At 56.6% G+C, this 24528-nt stretch carries 26 protein-coding genes, 4 tRNA genes and 1 pseudogene; 23 read left to right on the plus strand and 8 right to left on the minus strand.

Features of this window, described 5'->3' with window-relative positions; all coding sequences use genetic code 11:
• Position 1 precedes the first annotated feature (1 nt).
• Positions 2 to 538: an RDD family protein gene (locus DIT71_RS06530; RefSeq protein ID WP_114612429.1), complete on the minus strand. Its 537-nt coding sequence runs from the start codon at positions 536 to 538 to the stop codon at positions 2 to 4.
• A gap of 130 nt (positions 539 to 668) precedes the next feature.
• Between DIT71_RS06530 and alaS the strand changes: the two genes are divergently transcribed.
• From alaS to DIT71_RS06565, 7 genes are all read left to right on the plus strand, one after another.
• On the plus strand, positions 669 to 3299 hold the full coding sequence (gene alaS / locus DIT71_RS06535) for an alanine--tRNA ligase (protein WP_114612430.1): 2631 nt from the start codon (positions 669 to 671) through the stop codon (positions 3297 to 3299).
• Positions 3300 to 3401: 102 nt separating this feature from the next.
• The gene (locus DIT71_RS06540) at positions 3402 to 4637 is read left to right on the plus strand and encodes an aspartate kinase (protein WP_114612431.1); all 1236 of its coding nucleotides are present in this window, start codon (positions 3402 to 3404) and stop codon (positions 4635 to 4637) included.
• A 185-nt stretch (positions 4638 to 4822) separates the two neighbouring features.
• Positions 4823 to 5020: a carbon storage regulator CsrA gene (gene csrA, locus DIT71_RS06545; RefSeq protein WP_008172808.1), complete on the plus strand. Its 198-nt coding sequence runs from the start codon at positions 4823 to 4825 to the stop codon at positions 5018 to 5020.
• A gap of 129 nt (positions 5021 to 5149) precedes the next feature.
• A tRNA-Ser gene (locus DIT71_RS06550) sits at positions 5150 to 5239 on the plus strand.
• Between the two features lie 83 nt (positions 5240 to 5322).
• Positions 5323 to 5399: transfer RNA gene (locus DIT71_RS06555), tRNA-Arg, on the plus strand.
• 27 nt (positions 5400 to 5426) lie between these two features.
• Positions 5427 to 5503, plus strand: a tRNA-Arg gene (locus tag DIT71_RS06560).
• Between the two features lie 27 nt (positions 5504 to 5530).
• Positions 5531 to 5607: transfer RNA gene (locus DIT71_RS06565), tRNA-Arg, on the plus strand.
• Between the two features lie 57 nt (positions 5608 to 5664).
• On the opposite strand, the gene DIT71_RS06570 is transcribed toward DIT71_RS06565, so the two are convergent.
• Positions 5665 to 6201: a DUF2058 domain-containing protein gene (locus DIT71_RS06570; RefSeq protein WP_114612432.1), complete on the minus strand. Its 537-nt coding sequence runs from the start codon at positions 6199 to 6201 to the stop codon at positions 5665 to 5667.
• A gap of 104 nt (positions 6202 to 6305) precedes the next feature.
• Here DIT71_RS06570 and dbpA point away from each other — a divergent pair, with 104 nt between their 5' ends.
• From dbpA to DIT71_RS18520, 7 genes are all read left to right on the plus strand, one after another.
• A complete protein-coding gene (dbpA, locus tag DIT71_RS06575; RefSeq protein WP_114612433.1) occupies positions 6306 to 7679 on the plus strand; it encodes an ATP-dependent RNA helicase DbpA in 1374 nt (457 codons plus the stop codon).
• Positions 7680 to 7892: 213 nt separating this feature from the next.
• Entirely contained in the window at positions 7893 to 8150 is a 258-nt protein-coding gene (locus DIT71_RS06580) for an OadG family protein (RefSeq protein WP_114612434.1), read from the plus strand.
• 42 nt (positions 8151 to 8192) lie between these two features.
• Positions 8193 to 9992, plus strand: coding sequence for a sodium-extruding oxaloacetate decarboxylase subunit alpha (oadA, locus tag DIT71_RS06585; protein ID WP_114612435.1), 1800 nt, complete (start codon positions 8193 to 8195; stop codon positions 9990 to 9992).
• Between the two features lie 13 nt (positions 9993 to 10005).
• On the plus strand, positions 10006 to 11328 hold the full coding sequence (locus DIT71_RS06590) for a sodium ion-translocating decarboxylase subunit beta (RefSeq protein WP_114612436.1): 1323 nt from the start codon (positions 10006 to 10008) through the stop codon (positions 11326 to 11328).
• Between the two features lie 168 nt (positions 11329 to 11496).
• The gene (gene nfi, locus DIT71_RS06595) at positions 11497 to 12216 is read left to right on the plus strand and encodes a deoxyribonuclease V (RefSeq protein WP_114612437.1); all 720 of its coding nucleotides are present in this window, start codon (positions 11497 to 11499) and stop codon (positions 12214 to 12216) included.
• Between the two features lie 175 nt (positions 12217 to 12391).
• On the plus strand, positions 12392 to 12475 hold the full coding sequence (locus DIT71_RS18515; protein WP_406565104.1) for a hypothetical protein: 84 nt from the start codon (positions 12392 to 12394) through the stop codon (positions 12473 to 12475).
• Positions 12476 to 12506: 31 nt separating this feature from the next.
• Positions 12507 to 12692, plus strand: coding sequence for an erythromycin esterase family protein (locus tag DIT71_RS18520; protein WP_406565105.1), 186 nt, complete (start codon positions 12507 to 12509; stop codon positions 12690 to 12692).
• A 37-nt stretch (positions 12693 to 12729) separates the two neighbouring features.
• Here DIT71_RS18520 and DIT71_RS06605 read toward each other — a convergent pair whose 3' ends face one another.
• Genes DIT71_RS06605 through imuA form a run of 3 tightly spaced genes read right to left on the minus strand, consistent with a single transcriptional unit; the run spans position 12730 to position 17968 of the window.
• Positions 12730 to 15852 (minus strand): error-prone DNA polymerase, encoded by a 3123-nt coding sequence (locus DIT71_RS06605; RefSeq protein ID WP_114612438.1) that lies wholly within the window; start codon positions 15850 to 15852, stop codon positions 12730 to 12732.
• Positions 15852 to 17270 (minus strand): Y-family DNA polymerase, encoded by a 1419-nt coding sequence (locus tag DIT71_RS06610; RefSeq protein ID WP_114612439.1) that lies wholly within the window; start codon positions 17268 to 17270, stop codon positions 15852 to 15854. The genes DIT71_RS06605 and DIT71_RS06610 overlap by 1 nt, the downstream gene beginning before the upstream one ends.
• Before the next feature lie 8 nt (positions 17271 to 17278).
• Complete coding sequence (gene imuA / locus DIT71_RS06615) at positions 17279 to 17968, minus strand: translesion DNA synthesis-associated protein ImuA (RefSeq protein WP_114612440.1); 690 nt, start codon at positions 17966 to 17968, stop codon at positions 17279 to 17281.
• A gap of 126 nt (positions 17969 to 18094) precedes the next feature.
• Between imuA and DIT71_RS06620 the strand changes: the two genes are divergently transcribed.
• On the plus strand, positions 18095 to 18442 hold the full coding sequence (locus DIT71_RS06620; RefSeq protein WP_114612441.1) for a 4a-hydroxytetrahydrobiopterin dehydratase: 348 nt from the start codon (positions 18095 to 18097) through the stop codon (positions 18440 to 18442).
• Positions 18443 to 18511: 69 nt separating this feature from the next.
• Here DIT71_RS06620 and DIT71_RS06625 read toward each other — a convergent pair whose 3' ends face one another.
• Positions 18512 to 18751, minus strand: a complete 240-nt coding sequence (locus tag DIT71_RS06625; RefSeq protein WP_199490964.1) for a phage integrase N-terminal SAM-like domain-containing protein — start codon at positions 18749 to 18751, stop codon at positions 18512 to 18514.
• A gap of 411 nt (positions 18752 to 19162) precedes the next feature.
• Between DIT71_RS06625 and DIT71_RS06630 the strand changes: the two genes are divergently transcribed.
• The 5 genes from DIT71_RS06630 to DIT71_RS06650 all read left to right on the plus strand — a co-directional run bounded on the left by DIT71_RS06630 (position 19163) and on the right by DIT71_RS06650 (position 20873).
• Complete coding sequence (locus tag DIT71_RS06630) at positions 19163 to 19420, plus strand: type II toxin-antitoxin system Phd/YefM family antitoxin (RefSeq protein ID WP_022992576.1); 258 nt, start codon at positions 19163 to 19165, stop codon at positions 19418 to 19420.
• Positions 19408 to 19710: a type II toxin-antitoxin system RelE/ParE family toxin gene (locus tag DIT71_RS06635; protein ID WP_114612442.1), complete on the plus strand. Its 303-nt coding sequence runs from the start codon at positions 19408 to 19410 to the stop codon at positions 19708 to 19710. The genes DIT71_RS06630 and DIT71_RS06635 overlap by 13 nt, the downstream gene beginning before the upstream one ends.
• A 145-nt stretch (positions 19711 to 19855) precedes the next feature.
• A complete protein-coding gene (locus tag DIT71_RS06640; RefSeq protein WP_058092928.1) occupies positions 19856 to 20098 on the plus strand; it encodes a type II toxin-antitoxin system Phd/YefM family antitoxin in 243 nt (80 codons plus the stop codon).
• A complete protein-coding gene (locus tag DIT71_RS06645) occupies positions 20095 to 20358 on the plus strand; it encodes a Txe/YoeB family addiction module toxin (RefSeq protein WP_114612443.1) in 264 nt (87 codons plus the stop codon). Before DIT71_RS06640 ends, DIT71_RS06645 begins: the two co-directional genes overlap by 4 nt.
• 113 nt (positions 20359 to 20471) lie before the next feature.
• Positions 20472 to 20873, plus strand: coding sequence for a GFA family protein (locus DIT71_RS06650; protein ID WP_114612444.1), 402 nt, complete (start codon positions 20472 to 20474; stop codon positions 20871 to 20873).
• Positions 20874 to 20912: 39 nt separating this feature from the next.
• On the opposite strand, the pseudogene DIT71_RS06655 reads toward DIT71_RS06650, so the two are convergent.
• Positions 20913 to 21080 (minus strand): annotated as a pseudogene (locus DIT71_RS06655) (type II toxin-antitoxin system ParD family antitoxin); the annotation flags it as partial.
• 105 nt (positions 21081 to 21185) lie between these two features.
• Here DIT71_RS06655 and DIT71_RS18525 point away from each other — a divergent pair.
• The 3 genes from DIT71_RS18525 to DIT71_RS06665 all read left to right on the plus strand — a co-directional run bounded on the left by DIT71_RS18525 (position 21186) and on the right by DIT71_RS06665 (position 23577).
• Positions 21186 to 21551 (plus strand): SecDF P1 head subdomain-containing protein, encoded by a 366-nt coding sequence (locus DIT71_RS18525; RefSeq protein ID WP_406565106.1) that lies wholly within the window; start codon positions 21186 to 21188, stop codon positions 21549 to 21551.
• A 235-nt stretch (positions 21552 to 21786) separates the two neighbouring features.
• Positions 21787 to 22119, plus strand: a complete 333-nt coding sequence (locus DIT71_RS06660) for a YnfA family protein (RefSeq protein WP_114612445.1) — start codon at positions 21787 to 21789, stop codon at positions 22117 to 22119.
• A gap of 69 nt (positions 22120 to 22188) precedes the next feature.
• Positions 22189 to 23577: a DUF2254 domain-containing protein gene (locus tag DIT71_RS06665; RefSeq protein ID WP_114612446.1), complete on the plus strand. Its 1389-nt coding sequence runs from the start codon at positions 22189 to 22191 to the stop codon at positions 23575 to 23577.
• A 71-nt stretch (positions 23578 to 23648) separates the two neighbouring features.
• Here the strand turns inward: DIT71_RS06665 and DIT71_RS06670 are convergent, their stop codons facing one another.
• A complete protein-coding gene (locus DIT71_RS06670) occupies positions 23649 to 24074 on the minus strand; it encodes an OsmC family protein (RefSeq protein ID WP_114612447.1) in 426 nt (141 codons plus the stop codon).
• Between the last annotated feature and the right edge of the window lie 454 nt (positions 24075 to 24528).

The following is a 24528-nucleotide window of genomic DNA, read 5'->3' on the forward strand; positions in this document are numbered from 1 at the left end:
GCTATTTGCCGGAATCTTTCGGCACCGATGCAACGATACTGCCGGATGCGCGGTCTGTCAGGGACAGGCCGTTAATGGGGTAGAATAGCGCGATGATCGCCGGGATGGTCACGAAAAGAGTAGCGGCGTTGAGGTAATAGGCCCCCAGCAGGGCAACGAACAGAATCGCGGCTGCGGCCACATAGCGTTTCAGTGCCTGTGTCCAGGACACCGATGTGCCGTCCAGGTTTTCAATGCGAATGCGCCATACCTGCATGCCCAGCGTCTGGCCATTCCTCGTCCAGAAGTAACCGAAAAACAGATACAGTGTCAGGAACAGTACAAACGTGAGTATCGGGTCCGCATCCAAAGTGCCGGCCTCCGCCATTTCCTCGTACTTGTCCCAGCCGGTAAACCAGCCCGCAACAAGTGTATAGGCCCAGGTCGTCACCAGCAGTACGGCAACGCTGATCAGTGCATCGTAAATCACAGCCACGAGTCGCTTGATGAACGGAGCAGGCGGTAACAGTTCATCAGCGGTGTGAAAGCGGCGGGGCATGGTGTCTCCTGTGATGTTTCACGTTTTTCCTGTTCTCGGCGTGTGCTAGAGTAGCGGATTTGCACTCGCATGTAAGTATGTGTCTTTTAACGTGCACCCGAAGGGGTTTATACAAGGGTATCAAAGGGCTATGAAAACCGCAGAGTTGCGACAGGCATTTCTCGATTACTTCAAGCAGCAGGGCCATACCATCGTACCGAGCAGCTCGCTGGTGCCGGCCGATGACCCGACGCTGTTGTTTACGAACGCGGGAATGAACCAGTTCAAGGATGTGTTTCTGGGCCGTGAAAAGCGTGACTACACCCGCGCGACCACGTCGCAAAAATGCGTTCGTGCGGGCGGCAAGCACAACGACCTGGAAAACGTGGGTTACACCGCGCGCCACCACACCTTTTTCGAGATGCTGGGCAATTTTAGCTTCGGTGACTACTTCAAGCGTGAAGCCATCAACTTTGCCTGGACCTTTCTGACCGGTGAAAACTGGCTGAATCTGCCAAAAGAAAAACTGTGGGTGACCGTTTACGCCTCTGACGATGAGGCCTTTGATATCTGGAACCAGGAAATCGGCGTTCCGGCTGACCGTATTGTGCGTATTGGTGACAACAAGGGCGCCCCTTACGCCTCCGATAACTTCTGGCAGATGGGTGACACCGGCCCCTGTGGTCCCTGTACTGAAATTTTCTACGACCATGGTCCGGAAGTTGCCGGTGGTCCTCCCGGTAGCCCGGAAGAAGACGGCGACCGCTACATCGAAATCTGGAACGTGGTGTTCATGCAGTACAACCGCCAGGCGGACGGGGAAATGCTGCCGCTGCCGAAGCCGTCGGTGGATACCGGCATGGGGCTTGAGCGTATCACCGCGGTGCTGCAAGGGGTTCACAGCAATTACGAAATCGACCTGATGCAAGACCTGCTGAATGCAGCTTCTGACATTCTCGGTGGCGTGAACACCACTGAAGCCTCACTGCGGGTGGTGGCGGACCACATTCGCTCCTGCGCCTTCCTGATTTCCGATGGGGTGATGCCATCCAATGAGGGGCGGGGCTTCGTGTTGCGCCGGATCATTCGCCGGGCCGCGCGCCATGGTAATAAACTGGGTGCAACCGGTGCCTTCTTCTACAAGCTGACCGGGGCCCTGGTGGAATTGATGGGCGATGCCTATCCGCAACTGGTCAGCAGCCGCAAACAGATAGAAAAAGTACTGCTGCAGGAAGAAGAGCAGTTTGCCAAGACCCTGGATAAAGGTCTGCGCCTGCTGGAGCAGGACATCGCCGGGCTCGCGGGTTCCGAGATTCCGGGTGAAACCATTTTTGCTCTTTATGACACTTACGGTTTCCCGGTGGACCTGACCAATGATATCGCCCGCGAGCGTGGTCTGACCCTGGACTATAAAGGTTATGAAAAGGCGATGGAGCGTCAGCGCGAGCGCGCCCGTGCCGCCAGCAAGTTCGGTATGGATTACAACGCCGCCGGCCTGAATATTGAGGGTTCCACGGAATTCACCGGTTACGAGCATATCGACGGCCATGAAACCATTCGCACCGTGCTTGTTGATGGCGCCGAGAAAAATGCCCAGGCCGGCGAGGAAGCGGTGGTGGTGCTGGAGCGCACGCCGTTTTATGCGGAATCCGGCGGTCAGGTGGGCGATACCGGCCTGCTGACCTGGAGCGGCGGACGTTTCAAGGTCACCGATACCCAGAAGGAAGGCAACAACCACCTCCATATCGGCACTGTGATTGAGGGTGAGCTGTTTCCCGGCCTGGAAGTGGATGCCCGCATCGACCATGCCCGGCGCGAACGTACAAAAAAGAACCACTCGGCCACGCACCTTATGCATGCAGCCTTGCGCAGGGTGCTCGGTGAGCATGTTACCCAGAAAGGGTCGCTGGTAGATCCGGACAAGTTGCGTTTCGACTTTTCCCACTTCGAACCGGTAACACCGGAGCAGTTGCGGGAAATCGAGCACCAGGTGAATCAGCAGATTCTGGACAATACCCCGGTCCAGACCGAAATCACCGACATGGAACAGGCCCAGGAGAAGGGTGCCATGGCGCTGTTCGGTGAAAAGTACGGGGATACCGTCAGAGTGCTGAGCATGGGCTCCGATGATTATTCCGTGGAACTCTGCGGTGGTACCCATGTCGCGCGCACCGGTGACATCGGCCTGTTTCGCATTACTTCGGAAAGCGGTATTTCCTCTGGCGTTCGCCGGATTGAGGCGGTGACAGGTTTTGGCGCCCTGGAGTGGGTCGAGGAGACCGAGCAGGCCCTGCGAGAGGTGTCGAAGCTGGTAAAAGGCTCCCGTGAGTCGCTGGTGGAGAAGGTTCAGCAAACCCTGGACCGCAACCGCCAGCTTGAGAAAGAGATCAATGCGCTTCAGGCAAAACTGGCAAGCTCTGCCGGAACTGATCTGGCCGGTTCTGCCGTGGATATTGGCGGCCTGAAAGTGGTTGCTTCAGAAATGCAGGGCGCGGATCGCAAGGCGCTTATGGAAACTGCGGACCAGCTCAAGAATAAGCTCGGCGAGGGCGTTGTGGTGTTGGCCAGTGTTGAAGACGGTAAGGTGACCCTGGTGGCAGGAGTGACCAAGTCGGCGACTGGCAGGATCAAGGCCGGTGACCTGATGAAGCATCTGGCGGCCCAGGTTGATGGCAAGGGCGGTGGCCGTCCGGATATGGCCCAGGGCGGCGGCAATGACCCCTCTAAGTTGGCGGATGCCCTGGCCGGTGTCCCCGCCTGGGTCGAGAAAAATATTGCATAGGTAGCTGTTGCGGCAACCGGCGGGCCTTTATAATCCCGCCGTTTGATCGTCTGAGGCAGGGCATGGCCCCGCTGTTCGTCCACGTCTGGTATCGGAAAATAAATGGCGCTCTTGGTTCAGAAATTTGGTGGTACCTCGGTTGGCACCACAGAACGAATTGAAGCGGTTGCTGAGAAAGTCAGTCGCTTTCGCAAGGAAGGTCATGACGTGGTGGTTGTGGTGTCCGCCATGAGTGGCGAGACCAATCGCCTGATCGGCCTCGCCAATGAAATCATGGAAGAACCCACGCCCCGGGAAATGGATGTGCTGGTTTCGACCGGTGAGCAGGTGACCATCGCCCTGCTTTCCATGGCTCTGCAGAAGCGTGGCTGCGATGCACGCTCCTACACCGGGGCTCAGGTGAGGATTCTGACCGACAGCAGCCACACCAAGGCGCGCATCAGGCAGATCGATGAACAGCGCATGAGGGAAGACCTCGACGCCGGCCGCGTGGTCGTGGTCGCAGGCTTTCAGGGCATTGATGAGAACGGCAGCATTACCACCCTGGGTCGTGGCGGATCGGACACCACGGCCGTTGCCCTTGCTGCTGCATTGAAGGCTGATGAATGCCAGATCTACACGGATGTCGACGGTGTCTATACCACCGATCCAAGAGTGGTCGACAGTGCGCGCCGGCTGGAGCGGATCACCTTTGAAGAAATGATCGAGATGGCGAGTCTGGGCTCGAAAGTTCTTCAGATTCGCGCGGTGGAGTTTGCAGGTAAATACAATGTTCCTTTAAGGGTTCTTTCCAGCTTCCAGGAAGGTGAAGGCACCCTGATTACTCTTGAGGATGAAAGCGCCATGGAACAACCGGTCGTTTCCGGCATAGCCTTTAACCGTGATGAAGCCAAGCTGACGATTGCTGGCGTGCCCGATACGCCAGGCAGTGCGTTACGTATTCTGCAGCCTGTCAGTGATGCCAATATCGAAGTGGACATGATTGTTCAGAACGTGGGTGCGGATAATCGCACGGATTTCACGTTTACCGTGCATCGCAACGATTTCAAGCGTGCTCAGGCTGTTTTGCAACAAGTGGCCGATGAGCTCAGCGCGCGGGAGGTTAGCGGTGACAGCAAGATTGCCAAGGTCAGCATTGTTGGTGTGGGGATGCGCTCACATGCCGGTGTGGCAACCAAAATGTTTGCCGCACTGTCCAACGAAGGTATCAATATTCTGATGATTTCCACCTCCGAGATTAAAATCTCTGTGGTGATTGATGAAAAATATCTTGAGCTGGCGGTTCGGGCACTTCATAGTGCATTCGAGCTGGACAAGCCAGTGGTTGAGGAAGCCTGATTGTTGGCGGGCATACCGTCCGTTTTGCTGGGCTTTCTGTAGAACAAGGGAATCATTTGCAGGCTTGTGTCTTCAGGTGTGCGTATAAGTGATTATGCGCCTTTTGATTGGCAAGTGATCTCACTATAAAAGTAAGCAGTATACATTTGTCGGAACAGGTAGCTCTGGATAAGGGAGTAAAGGACATGTTGATTTTGACCCGCCGTGTCGGCGAAACCCTGATGGTCGGTGACGATATCACCGTAACCGTGCTTGGGGTGAAGGGGAACCAGGTAAGAATTGGTGTAAATGCCCCGAAAGAAGTGGCGGTACACCGTGAAGAGATCTATCAGCGTATTCAGAGCGAAAAAGGCTCTGAAGAGCCGGAGCCCGGCAATAGCTGAGAGTGTAGAAACGCCGTTCGGGGGGAAACCAGGACGGCTTTTCTGTATCAGGGGGGAGCGTGCTTTGAAAAAACTCGTGTCAACCCTATGAAATCAGAAAAATTATGGTAGTATACGCCCCGTTCTCAAGGAGAGGTGGGTGAGTGGCTGAAACCAGCTCCCTGCTAAGGAGCCGTACGAGCAATCGTACCGAGGGTTCGAATCCCTCCCTCTCCGCCATTTCTTTTCGGAGATAAGAGAGAACCGTTTGAACTGACAGCGGTCGGTTTGGATGAAGGTCAGTAGTTCAAGAATAGCGATGCGCGGCTGTAGCTCAGCTGGATAGAGTACCTGGCTACGAACCAGGCGGTCGGAGGTTCGAATCCTCCCAGCCGCGCCATTCTCGAACAGACCTGCAAAGTTTAAAGCGGCTGTAGCTCAGCTGGATAGAGTACCTGGCTACGAACCAGGCGGTCGGAGGTTCGAATCCTCCCAGCCGCGCCATTCTCGAACAGACCTGCAAAGTTTAAAGCGGCTGTAGCTCAGCTGGATAGAGTACCTGGCTACGAACCAGGCGGTCGGAGGTTCGAATCCTCCCAGCCGCGCCATATCAAGACCGAGACGCCCCGGATTGTGAACTTCACGATCCGGGGCGTTTTGCTTTATTACCACATTAAATCATCCGGTATCTCATAACCTGCATAGGGGTCATCATCGCCCTGATCATCACTTTTGCGGTCGTGCAGGACCACCACGGAGCTCTCGTCGCGCTCCATGATCTTTCGTGCTATACCCTCCGCAACAATCTCATAGGCGTTGTTCACAAATACAATGGCTAGCCGGCCCCGTGACAACTGGTCAACCATGGTGTCGTCCACAAAGATCTTCTTGATCTTCCTGTCGTGCACGAACTGGTAGGAAGTCTCCCCCCGGGATCGATCGAGGCGGTTGGTCGCTACCAGCTGCCGGATCTGCGCCAGGATTTCCTTTTTCTCTGCTTCTTTCTGGCGCTCAAGGTTCAGTTGCCGATCCCGTTCCGCCTTTTCTTCCCTTGCCTGGCGCGCGCGGACCTCGGCCTCGCTGACTTCAACAGTGCCTTTGGGCTGCTGTTTGCGCTTCTTGTGTTTTTCGTTGCGAATGGCCTTGGCCTTTTTTTCATCGGCCAGGCCGGCCTTTAACAGCTGATCCTGAAGTGATGGCATTCAATGCTCCGTGACGGTTTGCTATTTCTGGTAAACTGGTCCCAGTATACGCCCGGAAGGCTTCCGGTCGAACCCATCCCTTATTGCTATCTCCAGGAATTTTTATGTCTTCATTCAGTCAGCTGGGGCTTTCCCGGGCCATGCTCGAGAACTTGTCGAGGCTTGGCTTTGAGAATCCGACGCCCATCCAGATCGGGGCCTTGCCCCATGCACTGGGGGGTAGTGACCTGATTGCGATGGCCCAGACAGGCAGTGGCAAGACCGCGGCCTTTGGTATTCCTCTGGTAGAAAAGCTGAACCTGCGCAAATTCGTTATTCAGGGCCTGGTACTCTGCCCAACCCGGGAACTGGCGGACCAGGTTGCCAAATCACTGCGGGAACTGGCGGTTGCACGGGATAACGTGAAAATACTGTCTCTGTGCGGTGGCGTTTCCATTGGTCCCCAGATTGGTTCGCTCAGCCATGGTGCCCATATTGTGGTGGGGACCCCCGGACGGATTCAGGACCATCTGCGCAAGGGCACTTTAAAGCTGGACCACCTGCAGACTCTGGTTCTGGATGAGGCCGACCGGATGCTGGATATGGGTTTCCAGGACGCGGTGGAAGACATTATCAGCCAGGCACCGACCAAAAGGCAGACGTTGATGTTCTCCGCCACCTGGCCGGACAATATTCGCAAGCTCAGCGAACAATATCAGCACAATCCGGTGGATGTGAGAATTGATAGCCAGGCCATTGACTCTGACATCAGCGAGCGTTTCTACGAAATCGCGCCGGGGCAACAGGTTCAGGCGCTGGCAGCATTGTTGTCGCTGCACCAGCCGGCTTCCTGTATTGCCTTCTGTACCAGAAAGCAGCAGTGCGATGAGGTGGCCAGCGAACTGAACGACATGGGCTTTGCGGCCTTGCCCCTGCATGGTGACCTGGAGCAGAGGGACCGTGACAGTGTTCTTGTCCGTTTCGGTAATCAGAGTTGTTCAGTGCTTGTGGCGACCGACGTTGCGGCGCGGGGCCTCGACATCAAATCGCTGCCGTTGGTGGTAAACGTGGAGCCGGCACGGGATCCGGAAGTGCATACCCATCGTGTCGGGCGCACGGGCCGGGCAGGCGAACAGGGCCTGGCCGTGACATTCTGCACACCGTCCCAGGCTCACAAGATCAACCGGCTGGAGGCCGGGCGGAAACAGGCCGTGGAGTGGGGTGACACGGGGAATCTGCTGGTAACGCCGTTGCAGCCATTGAGTCCCGCAATGAAAACCCTGTGCATTGCCGGTGGTCGCAAAGACAAGGTCAGGCCCGGAGACGTAATGGGTGCGCTTACCGGTGAAGCGGGACTTCCGGGCAAGGCCGTAGGCAGAATTGATCTCTTTGATTTTCAGTGTTTTGTGGCTGTAGAGAGAGAATCAGCCGCTACAGCCCTGAAAAGGCTGGAGCAAGGTCGCATCAAAGGCCGGAAAATGCGTGTACGTTATGCATGAATGAGAATTGCTTTTACCCGCCCGAAGCCCGTCAGCACGGGCCGAAGCGCTCGGAAACCACCTATTGAAACCTGCAATTAGGTTGCTCAGTGGGTCGGAAAACGGTAAATTACGCGGGATTTTGTCCGCCGAATTGCCGCGGCTATGGGCCCGGCCCAATGGGTATCAGGCAAATCGGAAAAATCAATCACTCAATACAGGTAGCTATTCGTTATGAATGAGCTGATGTCACAAGCCATTGATCTGATGGTCGCAGGCATGGGGTTTGTATTCGCATTCCTTATCATACTGGTGTTTGCAACCCTGCTCATGTCAAAACTGGTCCTCCGGTTCGGCCCTGCTGAGCCCGAACCTGCTGTGCCGGCCCGTAAATCACGTGCAAAGCCCTCAGCGCCTTCGCCAGTTGATCCTGACACCGCTGAAGCGATTAAAAAAGCGATTGCACAATACCGGTCACGCCACAAGAAGTGACCTGGCAGACAGATTAGAACCTTTAAACAGAAGGCTGACACGATGACTGACACAAAGAAACCGCTGGGGATTACGGACGTTATTCTGCGTGACGCCCACCAATCCCTGCTGGCCACCCGCATGCGGCTTGACGACATGCTGCCCATTGCCGAGAAGCTGGACAAAGTTGGCTTCTGGTCACTGGAATCCTGGGGTGGTGCGACTTTTGACTCCTGCATCCGCTATCTGGGCGAAGATCCGTGGGAGCGTATCCGCGAGCTGAAAAAAGCCATGCCCAACACGCCGCAGCAAATGCTTCTGCGCGGCCAGAACCTGCTGGGCTACCGGCACTACGCGGATGATGTGGTAGACCGTTTCTGTGAGCGTGCCGCCGAAAATGGCGTGGATGTGTTCCGTATTTTCGATGCCATGAACGATCCCCGTAACCTGGATCGCGCCATCAAGGCTGTTCGGAAGACCGGCAAGCATGCCCAGGGTACCATTGCCTATACCACCAGCCCGGTGCACACCATCGACATGTGGGTAGAGCTGGCGAAGGAAGTCGCGGACATGGGCGCGGACTCCCTCGCCATCAAGGACATGGCTGGCATTCTCAAGCCTTACGTTGCTTTCGATCTGGTCAGCCGTCTCAAGAAAGAACTGGATATTCCGATCCACATGCAGTGCCACGCAACAACGGGTATGTCTACCGCAACCGCGGTCAAGGCAGCGGAAGCCGGCATCGACAACGTTGATACGGCCATCTCCTCCATGAGTATGACCTATGGTCATTCGCCCACCGAGGCGGTAGTTGCGATTCTGGAAGGTACCGATCGTGACACCGGTCTTGATCTCAACCTGCTTGAAGAAATCGCCAGTTACTTCCGTGAAGTCCGTAAGAAGTACGCCAGGTTCGAAGGCAGCCTCAGGGGCACCGACTCCCGCATCCTGATCGCCCAGGTTCCGGGTGGCATGCTGACCAACATGGAAAACCAGCTGAAAGAGCAGAACGCGGCCGACAAATTCGACCAGGTTCTGGATGAAATCCCCAAGGTACGCGAAGACTTGGGCTTTATCCCGCTGGTAACACCGACGTCCCAGATCGTGGGTACCCAGGCGGTGCTGAACGTTTTGACCGGTGAGCGCTACAAGTCGATCTCGAAGGAAACTGCCGCGATTCTGAAGGGCGAGTACGGTGCTGCACCGGCGCCAATGAACAAGGAGCTGCAGGAGCGTGTTCTGGAGGGAAAAGAACCAGTGACCTGCCGTCCGGCCGACCTGATTGAGCCGGAAATGGACAAGCTGACCGAAGAGCTCCGGGGCATCGCGAAAGAGAAAGACATCAAGCTTGCCGACCAGGAAGTGGATGATGTTCTGACTTATGCCCTGTTCCCGCAGATCGGCCTCAAGTTTCTCGAGAACCGTGGCAACCCGGATGCATTCGAGCCGGTACCTACCAAAGAAGACGCAGCCGCGGCATCGGCTCCGGCCAAGAAGGGCGCTCCGGAGACCTACACCGTGGAAGTTAACGGCAAAGAGTACGTGGTTGCCGTTAATGAGGGCGGTGAGATCAGCCAGATCGAAGGCAAGGACGGTTCCAGCGCATCAGCGCCAGCGGCCTCCTCGCCCGCGCCAGCCCCTGCGGGCGGCGGCGAGCCTGTTCCGGCGCCGCTGGGTGGCAACATCTTCAAGGTACTGGTTTCTCCAGGTGACGTCGTTGAAGAAGGCGATGTGATGATCATCCTCGAAGCCATGAAAATGGAAACCGAGGTGCGCGCACCCAAGGCCGGTACCATCGGCGAAGTCTTCATCAAGGTCGGTGATGCCGTTTCCGTTGATGATGAAATGCTGACAATCGCATAAGGGCCAGCATTCCATGGATAAATTAATGACGTTGTGGACGGGCAGTGGCCTGTTCAATATAGAGCCTGGACAGGTGGTGATGATTCTCATCGGCCTCGGGCTTTTGTATCTTGCGGTTCGCAAGAAGTTCGAGCCCTTGCTGCTGGTGCCGATTGGTTTTGGTGGCATTCTGGCGAACATTCCGGAGGCAGGGCTTGCCCTGTCTGCCGCGGAAAATGCGATTCACTTTGCCAAGCCTCAGGCTATGGCCGCCCTGGCGGGTGTTCTGGACGTCTCCTATCAGGCCGGCCAGGCGGTAACGCCGGAGATCAAGGAGGCATTCAAGGCTGCCTACAAGGATGCCAGTTACGCGTCCATAAGCATGGCCAATGCGGTTGCCCAGGATAATGGCTATGGCAACGGCATGCTCTACAACTTCTACACCGTTGTTATCGGTAGCACCATTGGGCCGCTGCTGATTTTCATGGGTGTAGGGGCAATGACGGACTTTGGCCCGCTGCTGGCGAACCCGAAGACGCTGCTGCTCGGCGCTGCCGCCCAGTTTGGTATCTTTGGTACCGTACTCGGTGCGGCGCTGCTGGACTGGCTGGGCATCCTCGATTTCACTATCCTGGAAGCGGCTGCTATCGGCATTATCGGCGGTGCAGACGGGCCCACCTCCATCTATGTGTCCAGCGTGCTGGCGCCTCACCTGATTGGTGCAATCGCGGTCTCGGCCTATGCCTACATGGCGCTGGTGCCGATGATTCAGCCCCCCATCATGAAGGCACTGACCTCGCAGAAAGAGCGGGCCATCAAAATGACCCAGCTGCGTCCGGTGACCAAAAAAGAGAAGATTGTCTTCCCTATCGTGGTGCTGGTTGCGGTTGCGCTGTTCCTGCCGGACGCTGCTCCGCTGCTGGGTATGTTCTGCTTCGGTAACCTGATGCGCGAGTGTGGTGTGGTCGAGCGTTTGAGCGACACCGCCCAGAATGCGCTGATCAACATCGTAACCATCTTCCTGGGCCTGTCGGTTGGCTCCAAGCTGATGGCTGACAGCTTCCTGGACGGCCAGACCCTGGGCATCCTGGGGCTGGGCATTGTGGCCTTTGCGGTAGGTACGGCCTGCGGTGTTTTGATGGCAAAACTGATGAATGCCTTCGTGAAGGAGCCCATCAATCCGCTGATCGGTTCTGCCGGCGTCTCCGCGGTGCCGATGGCTGCACGGGTGTCCAACAAGGTTGGTCTTGAAGCCAATCCGCAGAACTTCCTGCTGATGCACGCCATGGGACCCAACGTGGCTGGTGTTATCGGCTCTGCGGTCGCGGCTGGCGTGATGATCAAGCTGCTGGGCTAATTGTTTTGCCGTAGTACCCAAAAAACCCCGCGAAAGCGGGGTTTTTTTTCAGAGTTTTTCAGGAAATATTTCAGCTATTGACTTGTTACTAACCTGACTGCAGTTTGAATTGAAGTGAGGCGCAATTTATGGAGGTGTGACTTGGGTGGAGCTGATTGGTCGGATTTGATGGAACATTGGGCCGGGCTGACCCCCAAGCAGGCGATGGAGTTGCAGCGCCAGGCTGCCAGCCAGGTAATCACGGTAGACGACCTGCCGGAAGTCAGAATGGTGGCGGGCGTGGACGTGGGCTTTGAGGGGCACGAGACGGCGCGGGCTGCGATTGTCGTCCTGCGCCTGGATGATCTGGAGCCTGTTGATTACGCGGTTGCCAGATTGCCCGCACCGATGCCCTATATTCCTGGCTTACTGTCGTTCCGGGAATGTCCGGTAATACTGAAGGCCCTGTCCCGGCTTACCATAAAACCCGATGTCCTGCTCTGTGATGGCCAGGGCATTGCCCATCCCCGTCGGCTGGGAGTGGCCTCCCATACCGGGCTGCTGACCGGGCTGCCCAGTATAGGCGTTGGCAAGAGCCGACTGATCGGCAGCCATGGGTCGGTGCCCGAAAACAGGGGTGAATGGACTCCACTGGTGGATAAGGGTGAAGATATTGGCGCAGTGCTGAGAACGCGGGCGGGAGTAAAACCATTGTTCATTTCACCGGGACACCGCATCAGTCTTGCCGCTGCTGTTCATTACGTCATGCGTTGCACCACCCGTTACCGCCTGCCAGAGACGACTCGCTGGGCCGACGGCGTTGCGTCTGCTCGCAGTCATCGGTGGCTTGACCAGTTAAAAAAACTTCCGCGCGCCAGGGGTCCTGAAGGCTGTGTTTCTGCTGACTGACCATACGGATTAATGGTGGACGACATTCTGGTGATCCCTGTTGAGACGTCTGCCTTCGTGTGAGAACGAGGTGGTCGCGCAACTGGTCGAGCTTCGGCGCAAGGCTCCGGACTATGTTCGTCAGGACGGCATATCATCGGCCTCGTCGTGGGGAGGTAAAGTTGAGCACAAGGCGGTGCGTAAAGCCTTGCCGGAGAGTTACGAATATCTCTTTCATCAAACCGGGGAAGCAGCTTTCTTTCTTTCTGGAGCTTGGTGAGAGAACACCTGCGATATTACGCTTACCCCGCCTGGAGCGGGCCATTGGTGTACTTTACCTGCCCCAGTCGGGGCGCCAAAGCCACTATTTCTTTTGTGAACTGGCGAGGCAGTTTGATGCGGTGTTCCATTTTGACCGAATACACGCCCTGGAACCCCTGGAAAATGCCTCCCAGTGGGCCAGGGAAACGCCCGAGACCTATCCGTTTGGCGTCTAGGGGGAGAAGGTATGGCGGCCCCCGAGCCGCCTGACGGTCAGTGGAAATCTCTGGAATCGACCGGTAATGTGTGGATCAGATGGCTGAGGTCGGACAGTTTGCCCGCCATCACATGAACGATATCTCCCTGCTTTTCCAGAATCCCCTTCACATGCAACAGCCGTGCTGTTAATAACGGCTTCCGCTGCCGCCGAGCTGTTTCCAGCCACACCACCACATTCACGTTCCCGGTTTCATCTTCCAGGGTCACGAAGGTCACACCGGAAGTGGTACCGGGACGCTGGCGGCCGGTGACCAGGCCGGCAACCTGAACCGGGCGGCCCGGCTGTATCGTTTTAAGCTGTTCGGCGTTAAGGCAGGATTTCAGGTGGCCCTGTTCACGGAGCAGGGCCAGTGGGTGACGTTGTAACGTCAGGCCCTGGCTGGCGTAGTCGGCGAGTACGTTCTGGCCTTCAGTCGGTTCCGGCAGGTGCACGCAGGTATTGTCCGGCAGGTATTCAGCGTCGCTCTCGCCAGCAAAAAGTTCGGCGGGTTGTTCGTGACCGAGGAGTTGCCAGTAGGCCTGGTGGCGGTTGGCGGTGAAGTCGGGCATGGCGTTGGCGCCGGCCAGGAGTTCCATGTCTCGCTGGTTCAGGCCGGCGAGTCGGCGGAGCTCGCTGGAGCTTCGGTAGCCCTGTGGCGGGCGATGCTGGCAAAGTCTTTCGCCACCGCTGCTGGACAGGCCCTGTATCAGCCTCAGTCCCAGACGCAGGTGGCGGCAGGGGCCTTCAAGGGTGTGGTCCCACTGGCTGTGATTTACATCCGCTGGCAGCACAGTGACATTATGGCGGCGGGCGTCCTGAACCAGTTGGGACGGTGAGTAAAACCCCATGGGTTGGCTGTTGAGCAGGGCACAGTAAAAGGCCGTCGGATGGTGACGCTTGATCCATGAGGACACATACACCAGCAGCGCAAAGCTGGCGGCGTGGGATTCCGGGAACCCGTAGCCGCCGAAGCCGCAAATCTGCAGGTACAGCCGCTCGGCAAAATCGGCATCGTGACCTCTTTCCAGCATGCCATTGACGAGCTTGTCGCGGAAGGGAGTCAGGTCACCGTGGGATTTCCAGGCGGCCATGGCACGACGGAGCTGATCGGCTTCGCCGGCGGAGAACCCCGCGGCTACCATGGCCAGCTTGATCACCTGTTCCTGGAAAATAGGGACCCCCAGGGTACGTTCAAGCACTTTCCTCACGGCATCGTTGGGGTAGTCCACCGGTTCCAGGCCGTGCTTGCGTCGCAGGTAGGGGTGCACCATATCACCCTGGATGGGGCCCGGGCGGACGATGGCAACCTCGATCACCAGGTCGTAATAGGTGCTCGGTTTCAGGCGCGGCAGCATATTGATCTGGGCGCGGGATTCGACCTGGAAGACGCCGATGCTGTCACCCTTCTGGAGCATGGCATAGGTGGCTGGGTCTTCCTCGGGCACATCCTGCATGGTGAAGGACGTGCCCTGTTGATCGCTGATCAGATCCAGGGCCTTGCGTATGGCGGTCAGCATGCCCAGGGCAAGCACGTCCACCTTCATCAGGCCCAGGCTTTCCAGGTCGTCCTTGTCCCACTGGATTACCGTACGATCGGCCATGGCGGCGTTCTCTACGGGCACCAGTTCAGCCAGTGGGCCAGCGCTGATGACAAAGCCACCCACATGCTGGGACAGATGGCGTGGAAAACCGAGCAGGGTATTCACCAGGGTGAAGAACTGGTCGGCCACATGCTGATTGCGGGTCAGGTGCTTGTCGAGAATCTGCTGGCGCCAGTCGCTGGCCTTGTCCCGCCAGTCGATGCCTTCCAGAAGCTGCTCCACCATGGCCGGATCAAACCCCAGGGCCTTGCCTACATCACGGATGGCACTGCGGGGGCGGTAGCGAATAACCGTTGCCGCCAGGGCAGCCCGTTCACGGCTGTAGCGCCGGTAGATGTACTGGATGACCTCTTCCCGCCGCTCATGTTCGAAGTCCACGTCGATGTCCGGTGGTTCATTCCGGTCTTTGGAAATAAAGCGCTCGAACAGCAACTCCACCCGCGCGGGATTGACCTCGGTGATTCCCAGGCAGTAGCACACGGCGGAGTTGGCCGCCGAGCCGCGCCCCTGGCAGAGAATGCCCTGGTTGCGGGCAAAGGCGACGATGTCGTGGATGGTAAGAAAGTAGTGCTCATACTTCATCTCCGAGATCAGTGCCAGCTCTTTGCGGATCAGGCCCTGAACGCTCAGCGGCGTGCCTTCGGGGTATCGCCGCCGCTCGCCGTCGCGGGTCAGCCGTTTCAGGTAGGCCGCCGGTGATTCTCCTTCCGGCACCAGGTCTGGTGGGTATTCGTAACGCAGGCTGCCAGGCTCGAAGGTGCACTGCCCGGCAATCACCATTGTTTCGCGGAGCCAGGTATCCGGGAACAGACGCTGCAGAACCGGCAATGGCCGCAGATAGCGCTCTCCGTTCTGGAACAGGCAGTGGCCGGCGTTTTCCAGGCTGGTGTGATTGCGCAGGGCGGTGAGTACGTCCTGCAGTGGCTGGCGATCCCGGCTGTGCATGTGCACCTCGCCGGTGGCGGCCACCGGACAGCGTAGGTGGTCAGCAAGCCATCGCACTCGGGCCAGTTGCAGTTCCTCCCCGGCCTCAAGAGTGCGGGCGGCGGCTATCCACAGGCCCGGTTCAAACAGGCGTTGCAACCATTCACCGCAGGCCAGGGCCTGATCCGCATCGGCCTCGATGGTTGCCGGCGGCAGCCACAGGCACAGGCAATCATCCAGTCTGTGGGTTTCAATGTCCCGGAAAAACAGCTGGTACTGGCCTTTTTCAGCTCGCCGCCGCCCGGTGGTGATCAGCTGGCAGAGCTGGCCATAACCCTTGCGAGTACGGGCCAGGAGAATAAAACGGGGAACTGCGGCACCGGGTGGGGCGTCGTCAAGCTCAAACCAGCTGCCGGTAATCAGTTTTACCGGGCTTCCCTTTAGCGCGGCCCAGGCCCGTGGGATACCGGCTACCGAACAGGCATCGGTGATTGCCAGTGCGGAATAGCCCATTTCCAGAGCTCTCCGGGCCAGCTCCTGAGGGTGCGAAGCGCCGGTCAGGAAGGTGAAGTTGCTAAAGCAGAACAGCTCTGCATAGGCAGATTCCCTCATCAGCCAAACCACCCATGGACAAACCAGCCATCCCGAACATCCCTGAATACCCAGGCAAGTTGTCCGTTGGCCAGTTGTGCAATGTAGTAATCCCTGTGAACCCTCTGGCCATCCCACCAGCCACCGCTGATGCGCTCCGGCCCTGAAAACCACAGGAGCGGAGCCTCGGTCAGCGGTTGCGGGCCCTTGAGCAGCCAAAGGGGGCGGCGGGGCAGTTGGGTGTAATCCGGCAACCGGGTATTCTGCCCGCGCAGAACTTCAGCGGCCGACCAGGCCCGCTCCGGCCGGTGATCCGCCTGTGGCGATAACTGCCTCAGGGCGTTGTCACCCAGGCGCGCCTGCAGGCGGCTGATCAGGGTGTGCCAGGCTTCGTTCAGGTCCTGGGTTTCACCCAGGAGATCCTGACCGGTGACGGCTTCCCGCCCGAGGAATCGCTTGACCGACAGCACCAGTGAGATCACCGGCGCTCTCAGCGGGTGCTGCTCAAACCGCAGTCGGATCAGGTTCAGGAAGGCCTCGGCCCGGTGTTCGGGGCCGGACGTGCGAATTCGCAGGCGGGTAGGCTCCTGATGCCGGTGCTGTAGAACCAGGAACAGGCTGTCGGTATCCTGCTGGCGCCAGCACAGGTCTTCCTCCAGTTCGGAGAGGATGCGCTGCAGCGGAAACAGCAGGCCCTGGGACTGTTCAATTTCCTGCACAAAGTCCGCCTGCTGGCGAAAGGCGTGGGGTGGTTGCCAGGGTGTTTTTGGGTCCGCCCGTTTGCCCTGGATTTTCTGCACATGGGCCAAGGTTTCCGGCGACAAACGGCGGGCCAGCTCATTGGATGGTAAAGCAAGGACTTCACCCAGGGTGTTCAGGCCAATCCGTTGCAGCCGGGTACGGGTTTTATCATCAAATTCCGCAGCCATCAGGGACATCTGCCCCAGGGCTCGCAGAATATGGCCCTTGTCTGATGTGCATTCACCCTTGCCCGTGCGGGCAATCAGCCGGGCTGCCAATGGCGTATGACCGATGGCAACCCAGGCATTGAGTTGGCGCTCGCTCAGGCCCTGTTCCACGGTCTGCCAGACGGCGGCCAGCCCCCCATAAAGCCTTTGCAGGCTGCCCACTTCCGCCAGCAGGCCATCCGGTGGTACCAGAACGATGTGGGCCGCATAGCGATACAGCCAGCGGGCCTGGTCTTCCAATATCCGTGCTTCCTGCTGGTGGTCGGCCCTTACCATGCCCAGCTCCGGCACCAGGCTGATGGCGGTTTTCAGGCGCATACCGCCCCGCACACCCTTGGACTGCGCTTGCGGGCAGGCCTGGATGACTTTCTGGCCCGAACCTTCCACAACGGCCAGCGCCCCCTGGTTTTCACGGGAGCGGCGGATATGGTCCAGCAGCAGGTGAGGGAAGTGCAGATATAACCACAGCATGAGGCGCCTTACCCGGCCCGGCCAGACCAGGGGCCCTGAACCACCCGGGGTGCCTCCTGAAAGGCCAGGTCTGCCCTGTGCTTCATGGCCAGTGAACAACATTGCCCGGGCCAGCTACCACGGCGCTTCAGCACATTCACCTTGAGATCCTGCTGGTCCCCGGGAGCCAGTTCCAGGCGCAACGCGGCCGGGGAATTCTGTTCGGCGTAGCGGCGCTCACGAAACAGCACGCATACGTTACTGCCGGCCTCAGCCGCCAGTTGCAAGCGCCGGATTTCCCGCGCGGCCAGTTTCCCGGGCCAGGCCATCACCAGGCCGGTTACCGGCGAGCGCAGGCAGTTTTCAAGGGTCCACAGGAAGTCGCCGTCTTCTGCCGTATTGATCAGCACCACCTGGTCCATATTAACACCTTCCCTGGCGAGAGCCGGGGCATAAGGCGTGTGAGGTGGGTTCAGCCAAAATACGGTCTTACCGCCATGAGACAATCTTTGCATCAATGGCAGCATCAGCTGCAATTCACCAATACCAGGGACATCCAGCAAACACTCGCTTAATGCGCCCCTGGGCCAGCCTATGCCACCGAGCTGGTTGTCCAGAGCCTGGTAACCGGTGGGCTCGGAAGGCTGGCCTGTGTGAATATGGCGGTGCCCCTGCCAGATACGGGCATCCTGCATCAGTGTGTTCAGAATCTCGCTCATGGAAAACTCTCAATATACTGTCTAAATATACAGTATTCTGAACGGCAGGTGATTTCAAGCACCGGGTTGATAATCTGGCGAAGGGAACCCACGCTTGTAGTACAGCCATCAACCATGGAGGTTGAAATGAGTGATCTGAAAGCACACAGCTGTGAAGCCTGCAGCCCGGACGCACCCAAAGCGACTGAGGAAGAAAAGCAGCAGCTGCACAAAGACGTTCCAGACTGGGAAATTCTGGACATTGACGGTGAAGAACAGCTTCATAAGGTCTACAAGCTCAAAAACTTCATCAAGGCCTTGGAGTTCACCAACAAGATCGGTGAGCTTGCCGAAGAAGAAGATCATCACCCCGTAATTGTTCTGGAGTACGGAAAAGTCGCAGTGAACTGGTGGAGCCACGAAATTGGCGGCCTGCACAAGAACGACTTTATCCTGGCAGCGAGAACCGACGCTGCGTTCAACGACATGCAATAACCTCAATCGTGGCGGGATCTGGTTTCCGCCGCGGTCCTTCCTTGAGGCTATAAGCCTTTATCAATCCGGCTACGCACACCAAAATCGCCCTTGCGTGGAGCCAATTAAACGCGCTACCAAATGAGATTCATCCTGTAAGTGACAGGCGAAAGGATGTTGCATGCCTTGAAAGCGTATAAAACGCTTGATCCAATGACAGTAGGTTTGCTCGGTTTTATAAGCCATATTGCGGCTGCGGACCAGCGCACGAAGCCGATCCATGAAGCGGGTAGGGTTTTCCGGCAGTTTGGGTGGGATGTCCAGGATCATTCGCTCAGCCTCCATGCTGTTTATTTATACAGTACTATAGGGCTGGCTTTGCGTATATTCACGCAGAAAACCGGAGATATACGACAACTGTCGCAAAATTCCGTCAATTTCTCTTTAAGTGGCTTACAACCCCATGAAAATTATGGAATAGTTAATAAGGATTGGCCGAAAATAAGCGGCCGGATGCTTTTGGAGAAATTCAATAATTGACGCCTATCTTGCGGGCAACTACTTTTTAGAGCTCAGTAGTTTACTGATATAAAAAGAAAATTTGATGGTGGCATGCAAAGCGTTGGGAGATAGAGCGTTTGGGATAGATGTCATTTGTCGTTGAATTAGCTGTTAGCTGTGATTGCCCCACCTGAAAAGTGATACTATAGTATCACTACTAGTCTGATTCAGGGTGAGCCCATGAAAGTCGAGCTTGTTACGAACCTCAAGCGCCAAGCCACAAAGATTCTGGCAGATCTGCACTTGTCTAAAGAGCCGATACTGATCACGGAGCATGGTCAGCCATCCGCATACCTTGTCGATGTGCAGGATTACGAGTTTATGCAGCGCCGACTTGAGCTGCTTGAGGGGCTCTCACGGGGAGAGCGTGCTGTACTTGAGGGAAGAACGTACAGCCAAAGTGAGGCCAGGGAGAAAATGAGTAAATGGCTGAAGTAATCTGGACGGAGCCTGCCCTTCAAGAACTGGATGCCATAGCTGAGTACATTGCTCTTGATAATCCTGTTGCCGCAAGTCGTCTGGTCCAAGAAGTTTTCGATAAGACCGAGCGCTTGGAAGATTTTCCCCAATCCGGACGGATTCCTCCAGAGCTCCCTAATTCGGTATACAGGGAGGTAGTGGTTCCACCGTGTCGCATTTTTTATCGTGAGGATAAGAAGCGGGTTCTCGTTCTCTATGTCATGCGAGAGGAGCGGCAGCTTCGTGCGTACATGCTTGGGAACAGCTAACCAGGCGCGTCACTCGGATGTCTTTGTCTCCGCTTCGCTACGTCAAAGTCACCGGTGCGCTTGGGCGTTTTGCGGGGCGTTCGTCTTGACGTACGTACCCAAAGGCGTACACTTGGTGAAAATTTGAACACACAAGAGGTGCGTCATGACCGGAATCACAGCAACTGAGGCGCGCAGCAACCTATATCGGTTGATCGACGAGACCGCCGAGTCCCACCAACCAATCGTCATCATGGGTAAGCGGAACAAAGCCGTCCTGGTTTCCGAGGAAGACTGGTCCGCAATTCAGGAAACACTTTACCTGCTCTCAGTACCAGGTATGCGGGAGTCTATTCGTGAGGGGATGGATACCCCCGTGGATGAATGCGATGAGGAGCTGGACTGGTGACATGGAAGTTGGTTTACACCAAGCAAGCCCAGAAAGATGCAAAGAAGTTGGCCTCCAGCGGCCTCAAACCAAGCGCCCAGGAACTGTTAGCGCTGATAGCGGAAGATCCATACCGCAAGCCGCCTCCGTTTGAGAAGCTCATTGGTGATCTTGCGGGGGCCTATTCACGCCGCATCAATATTCAGCGTCGTCTTGTCTACCAAGTGCTAGAGGACGAGCAGGTGGTGAAAGTCCTCAGGCTCTGGAGCCACTACGAATAAATGCATAACCAGCCGTTGTTGCCGGACAATTTTTCCACCGCTTCGCGGCTCCAAAATTGCCGCAAAGCTTCGCGTTATGTGTGCGTCACCTGCAGGCCATAGAAGGGAATCCTATGACTAAGCATGTTGGTTCTTGCCTATGTGGCACAGTGAGGTTCGAGGTGCACGGAGACTTCGACAGCTTTTACCTGTGTCATTGTGACTATTGCCAAAAAGATACGGGATCTGCTCATGCGTCAAATTTATTTTCGCAGTCAGCTAAACTGACCTGGCTGGCGGGTGAGGATGCGGTGACTTCCTTTACGCTTCCAGGTACTCGCCACAACAAAAGCTTCTGTGGATCGTGTGGTTCAGCATTACCAAGCACTCAACTTACAGATTTGCTCGTCGTTCCCGCAGGGTGTTTGGATACTGAAGTCTCTGTGTTGCCAACTGCGCACATCTTCATGTCGAGCAGAGCGGTTTGGGAACGAGCTATTGGTGACGTGCCAGAGTTCGAGGGATTGCCAGAGTAAGCGAAGATCACATAGCCAGCGACTGTTGGCGGACTGGCCTTCCTTAAGCAGTTTGCGTAGCGTAGTCGGGCGGGTTTCGGACTCTTCAAGCAGGCGCAATCCTGCACGAACAACTTCGCTGATTGAGCTGTATCGGCCATTTTTGAGTTGTTCCGCAATGAACGCATCAAAATGTTGGCCAAGAGTGATGCTGGTGTTCTTTTGCATGATGTCACCTCACCAGTACCAATAATTGGTATGTTTTGGTCAAGGTGACATTACAATGCAATTCGCGCGACAAGCTCGTGAGCCGGGCGTTAGGACATCGTGATGATGAAATGGGTCGCAACCCTTTTGCTGGTTACCCCCGGTGCTGTTCTAGCAGAGACTGAGCTAGACTTTCACTTGTGTTCGGCTTACGTGCAGCAATCGGCAGTAGGTACACAGATCGAAAGTGAATGGCCGGTTCACGTAAAGTTGACAGAGCTTGGCACCACAAGTTTTGCGCGTTTCACCGATGCAAACATTGGCAGAATGAGCCGAATTATTGTCGATGGTCGCGTATTTTTGAGAGCGACGATATGGACGCCAATCACTAGTGGAACCTTACAGGGACAATTCAGCTCCCGGGATGTTGCTAACGCATGGCAGCGAACTTTTGCTGGAGAATTACCCCCATCTCCGTGCGGTGTGAGCTGAGAAATGCCTAACCAATGGCTCAAGTACGTTCCCTGAATACTTTCAAGCGCTCAAGTTCGGCCCTACGTTTCCTGTTGGTTCAGTCACATTCCATGAGGCATTTGCGGCCGAGATCTAACAAATTGTTGTCGTATGTTCTGGGACTGGCGGCTCTACACCGTAGGTCCATTTTGCTGCGCTGCATGGGCGCCGTTAAACGTTGGCATTATGTGTTACTGCCAAGGAGTAGGTTCTTTTGCCTGAGTTGAAAACCGTTGGCCTATTCCTCGTTACCGCTTTAGCGGAGATTGTGGGCTGTTATTTGCCTTATCTCTGGCTTCGCGAGGGTAAAACTATCTGGCTTCTGGTGCCAGGTGTGCTGAGTCTTGCGGCGTTTGCTTGGCTGCTGTCATTGCATCCGACCGCTGCGGGCAGAGTCTATGCTGCGTATGGTGGCGTTTATATTTTCATGGCAATACTCTGGTTGTGGGCAGTAGATGGCATCCGCCCGAGCGCCTGGGATTTAGTTGGCTCAGCCGTTGCTTTGGTGGGTATGGCAATCATCATGTTTGCGCCGCGCACCACATAACCAGTGCATCAAATACGCTCCCGCCAGATCGGCCTTGGATTACATGTAAGCGAAGGAGGTGCCGTTGTCGTGAGAGGGCAACTCTTCAAGTACTGGAATCGCGTTCGTTCCAGTTTCTGGTTCATTCCGGCGGGTATGGCCGGCTTAGCCGTGGTGCTGGCACTCGTGAGCGTCACCGTGGACGAACCGTTGACGGCGTGGTTGTCGCTCAACTTGGGCTGGACGTTCACCGGTGGAGCGGAAGGGGCGAGCGCAGTGCTGGGCATCGTCGCCGGATCGATGATTACCATCGCCGGTGTAGTCTTCTCGATGACGTTGGTCGCCCTGTCGCTGGCTTCGTCTCAACTGGGACCCCGTCTGCTGCGCAGTTTCATGCGCGATTCCACCACGCAGGTGGTCCTCGGCACGTTCATCGCCACCTTTCTGTACTGCTTGCTCGTCCTCCGCACGATCCGCCGTGCGGAGGAGGCCGCTTTCGTTCCGCACCTGTCGGTCACCCTCGGAGTTCTCCTCGCGGTGGCGAGTGTGGGAGTATTGATCTACTTCATTCATCATGTGTCTGTTTCCATCCAGGCCAACGAGACCGTCGCGCGGATCAGCAAGGAACTGCTCGGGAGAATCGACCAGCTTTTCCCGGAACATATAGGACGGGGAGCGCCAATGATCCCGGAGGAGACACCCGACGAGGGCTTTTCCGGGACGTTCGAAAAGCACGCTCGGCCAGTCGAAGCGGGGGCAGACGGCTATCTCCAGTTCATTGACGGTGCGGCCTTGCTTTCGCTGGCGGTGGAGGAGGACGTGGTAATTCGACTGGAGCGAAAGCCTGGGACCTACGTCGTTGCCAGTTGTCCTCTGGCGCTGATCTGGCCAGCGAGTAGAGCGAGCGACCGGTTTACGGATCAGGTCGGTTCCCTATTCGTCCTGGGCAATCAGCGGAGTTCCGACCAGGACATCGAGTTCGGGATAAACCAGCTGGTAGAAATCGCGGTCCGGGCTCTCTCCCCCTCGCTGAATGACCCGTTTACGGCGATAACGTGTGTGGACCACCTGGGCTCCGTTCTGTGTCGTTTGGCAACACGAGCTATGCCGTCGCGTTATCGCCATGATCACCAGAATCAGCTTCGCGTGATTGCACCGGCCAATACGTTCCCGGAGATCGCGGATGCAGCTTTTAACCAAATCCGGCAATATAGTCGCTCCAGCGCTGCAGTCACTATCCGCCTGCTTGAAACGATCGCCGTGGTCGCGGGATTCGCGCATCGACCAGAGGACAGAGCAACTCTCTTAAGGCATGCTGAAATGATCTCCCGAGGGGCTATGGAGGAGCTGCCCGAAAAAGAGGACCGCCGGGCGGTGGAAGAGCGCTGCCAGGCGGCAATTCGGTTGTGTAGCGAAACGGCCGCCGAACAACAGCATGCAGCGGACAGCTCTGCCGCTGATGCTGATGCTGGACGTTAGGCAATCGTGATGATAAATGGGTCACAACCCTTTTGCTGGTTACCCCCGGCGCTGTACTAGCAGAGACTGAGCTAGTCTTTCAGGTGAGCGTCCATGGTGATGTCTGGTTTCAGGGCTTTTGACACCGGGCAATTCATCTTGGCGGTGTTGGCTGCTTCGAGGAATTTTTCCTGGTCAATTCCGGGTATTTTCGCAGTCACGTCAAAATGGATGGCCGATATTTCAAAACCGCCGTCTCCCTCGCTCAAGGTGACGCTGGCCTTGGTATCAATGCTGTCAGGCACATGATCGGACTCACCCAGGATCATGGACAATGCCATGGAAAAACAGCCTGCATGGGCGGCCCCGAGAAGTTCCTCCGGGTTGGTACCATTGCCATCCTCAAAACGGGTCTTGAAGGAATACTGCTGTTCTGAAAGTACTCCACTTTCCGTGGAAACCGTACCCTTGCCTTCCTTCAGGCTGCCTTCCCAATGTGCACTTGCGTTGCGTTTCATGGTGCCTCCTTTCCGTTTCTGTTTGCTGTGTTACCTTCCGGGTTTCCGGGTTCATGGGCCCGGCGTTTAAAGCTTCCGAAATGAACCCTCTTTGACTTAAACATGGCAGGCGCACCCCGTCAACCGGGCCGTCGCTTCGCTCCGCTTTAAAGCTGAAAAGTCAAATCGTGGCACCAGGTACCCATCCGTGTAAAAATTGAGTGATACGCGAACAAGGGGCTCATTCCATGAATCGGCAGAAAACTGATGACAAGACGTTCCACCTTCCAAAAGAGGAGCGAGTCCAATTGTTTCAGCGAGGGGTGTTGAGTCTGGAGTCAGTTGTCAGTCGCGTCAGGTTTGAGTCGTAATTATGCCCAGTTGTTATAGTTGCAGGAAAAGGTTTGAACCCTCAGCGCTCAGGGTCTGGTATTCGAAAAACTATTGTGAAAGGTGCGGTAAAGGCCTCTTTGGT

Origin of the sequence: Marinobacter vulgaris (genome assembly GCF_003344045.1) — a bacterium.
Classification (GTDB): Bacteria; Pseudomonadota; Gammaproteobacteria; order Pseudomonadales; family Oleiphilaceae; genus Marinobacter; species Marinobacter vulgaris.

Coding starts and splice junctions, on each gene's coding strand:
- DIT71_RS06605 (WP_114612438.1), bottom strand. CDS start 15,852: ATGAGGGAATCTGCCTATGCAGAGCTGTTCTGCTTTAGCAACTTCACC.
- DIT71_RS06630 (WP_022992576.1), top strand. CDS start 19,163: ATGAAAGTCGAGCTTGTTACGAACCTCAAGCGCCAAGCCACAAAGATT.
- csrA (WP_008172808.1), top strand. CDS start 4,823: ATGTTGATTTTGACCCGCCGTGTCGGCGAAACCCTGATGGTCGGTGAC.
- DIT71_RS06580 (WP_114612434.1), top strand. CDS start 7,893: ATGAATGAGCTGATGTCACAAGCCATTGATCTGATGGTCGCAGGCATG.
- DIT71_RS06610 (WP_114612439.1), bottom strand. CDS start 17,270: ATGCTGTGGTTATATCTGCACTTCCCTCACCTGCTGCTGGACCATATC.
- DIT71_RS06570 (WP_114612432.1), bottom strand. CDS start 6,201: ATGCCATCACTTCAGGATCAGCTGTTAAAGGCCGGCCTGGCCGATGAA.
- DIT71_RS06590 (WP_114612436.1), top strand. CDS start 10,006: ATGGATAAATTAATGACGTTGTGGACGGGCAGTGGCCTGTTCAATATA.
- DIT71_RS06640 (WP_058092928.1), top strand. CDS start 19,856: ATGACCGGAATCACAGCAACTGAGGCGCGCAGCAACCTATATCGGTTG.
- nfi (WP_114612437.1), top strand. CDS start 11,497: ATGGAACATTGGGCCGGGCTGACCCCCAAGCAGGCGATGGAGTTGCAG.
- alaS (WP_114612430.1), top strand. CDS start 669: ATGAAAACCGCAGAGTTGCGACAGGCATTTCTCGATTACTTCAAGCAG.
- DIT71_RS18525 (WP_406565106.1), top strand. CDS start 21,186: ATGAAATGGGTCGCAACCCTTTTGCTGGTTACCCCCGGTGCTGTTCTA.
- DIT71_RS06620 (WP_114612441.1), top strand. CDS start 18,095: ATGAGTGATCTGAAAGCACACAGCTGTGAAGCCTGCAGCCCGGACGCA.
- DIT71_RS06635 (WP_114612442.1), top strand. CDS start 19,408: ATGGCTGAAGTAATCTGGACGGAGCCTGCCCTTCAAGAACTGGATGCC.
- DIT71_RS06540 (WP_114612431.1), top strand. CDS start 3,402: ATGGCGCTCTTGGTTCAGAAATTTGGTGGTACCTCGGTTGGCACCACA.
- oadA (WP_114612435.1), top strand. CDS start 8,193: ATGACTGACACAAAGAAACCGCTGGGGATTACGGACGTTATTCTGCGT.
- DIT71_RS06530 (WP_114612429.1), bottom strand. CDS start 538: ATGCCCCGCCGCTTTCACACCGCTGATGAACTGTTACCGCCTGCTCCG.
- imuA (WP_114612440.1), bottom strand. CDS start 17,968: ATGAGCGAGATTCTGAACACACTGATGCAGGATGCCCGTATCTGGCAG.
- dbpA (WP_114612433.1), top strand. CDS start 6,306: ATGTCTTCATTCAGTCAGCTGGGGCTTTCCCGGGCCATGCTCGAGAAC.
- DIT71_RS06670 (WP_114612447.1), bottom strand. CDS start 24,074: ATGAAACGCAACGCAAGTGCACATTGGGAAGGCAGCCTGAAGGAAGGC.
- DIT71_RS06650 (WP_114612444.1), top strand. CDS start 20,472: ATGACTAAGCATGTTGGTTCTTGCCTATGTGGCACAGTGAGGTTCGAG.
- DIT71_RS06625 (WP_199490964.1), bottom strand. CDS start 18,751: ATGATCCTGGACATCCCACCCAAACTGCCGGAAAACCCTACCCGCTTC.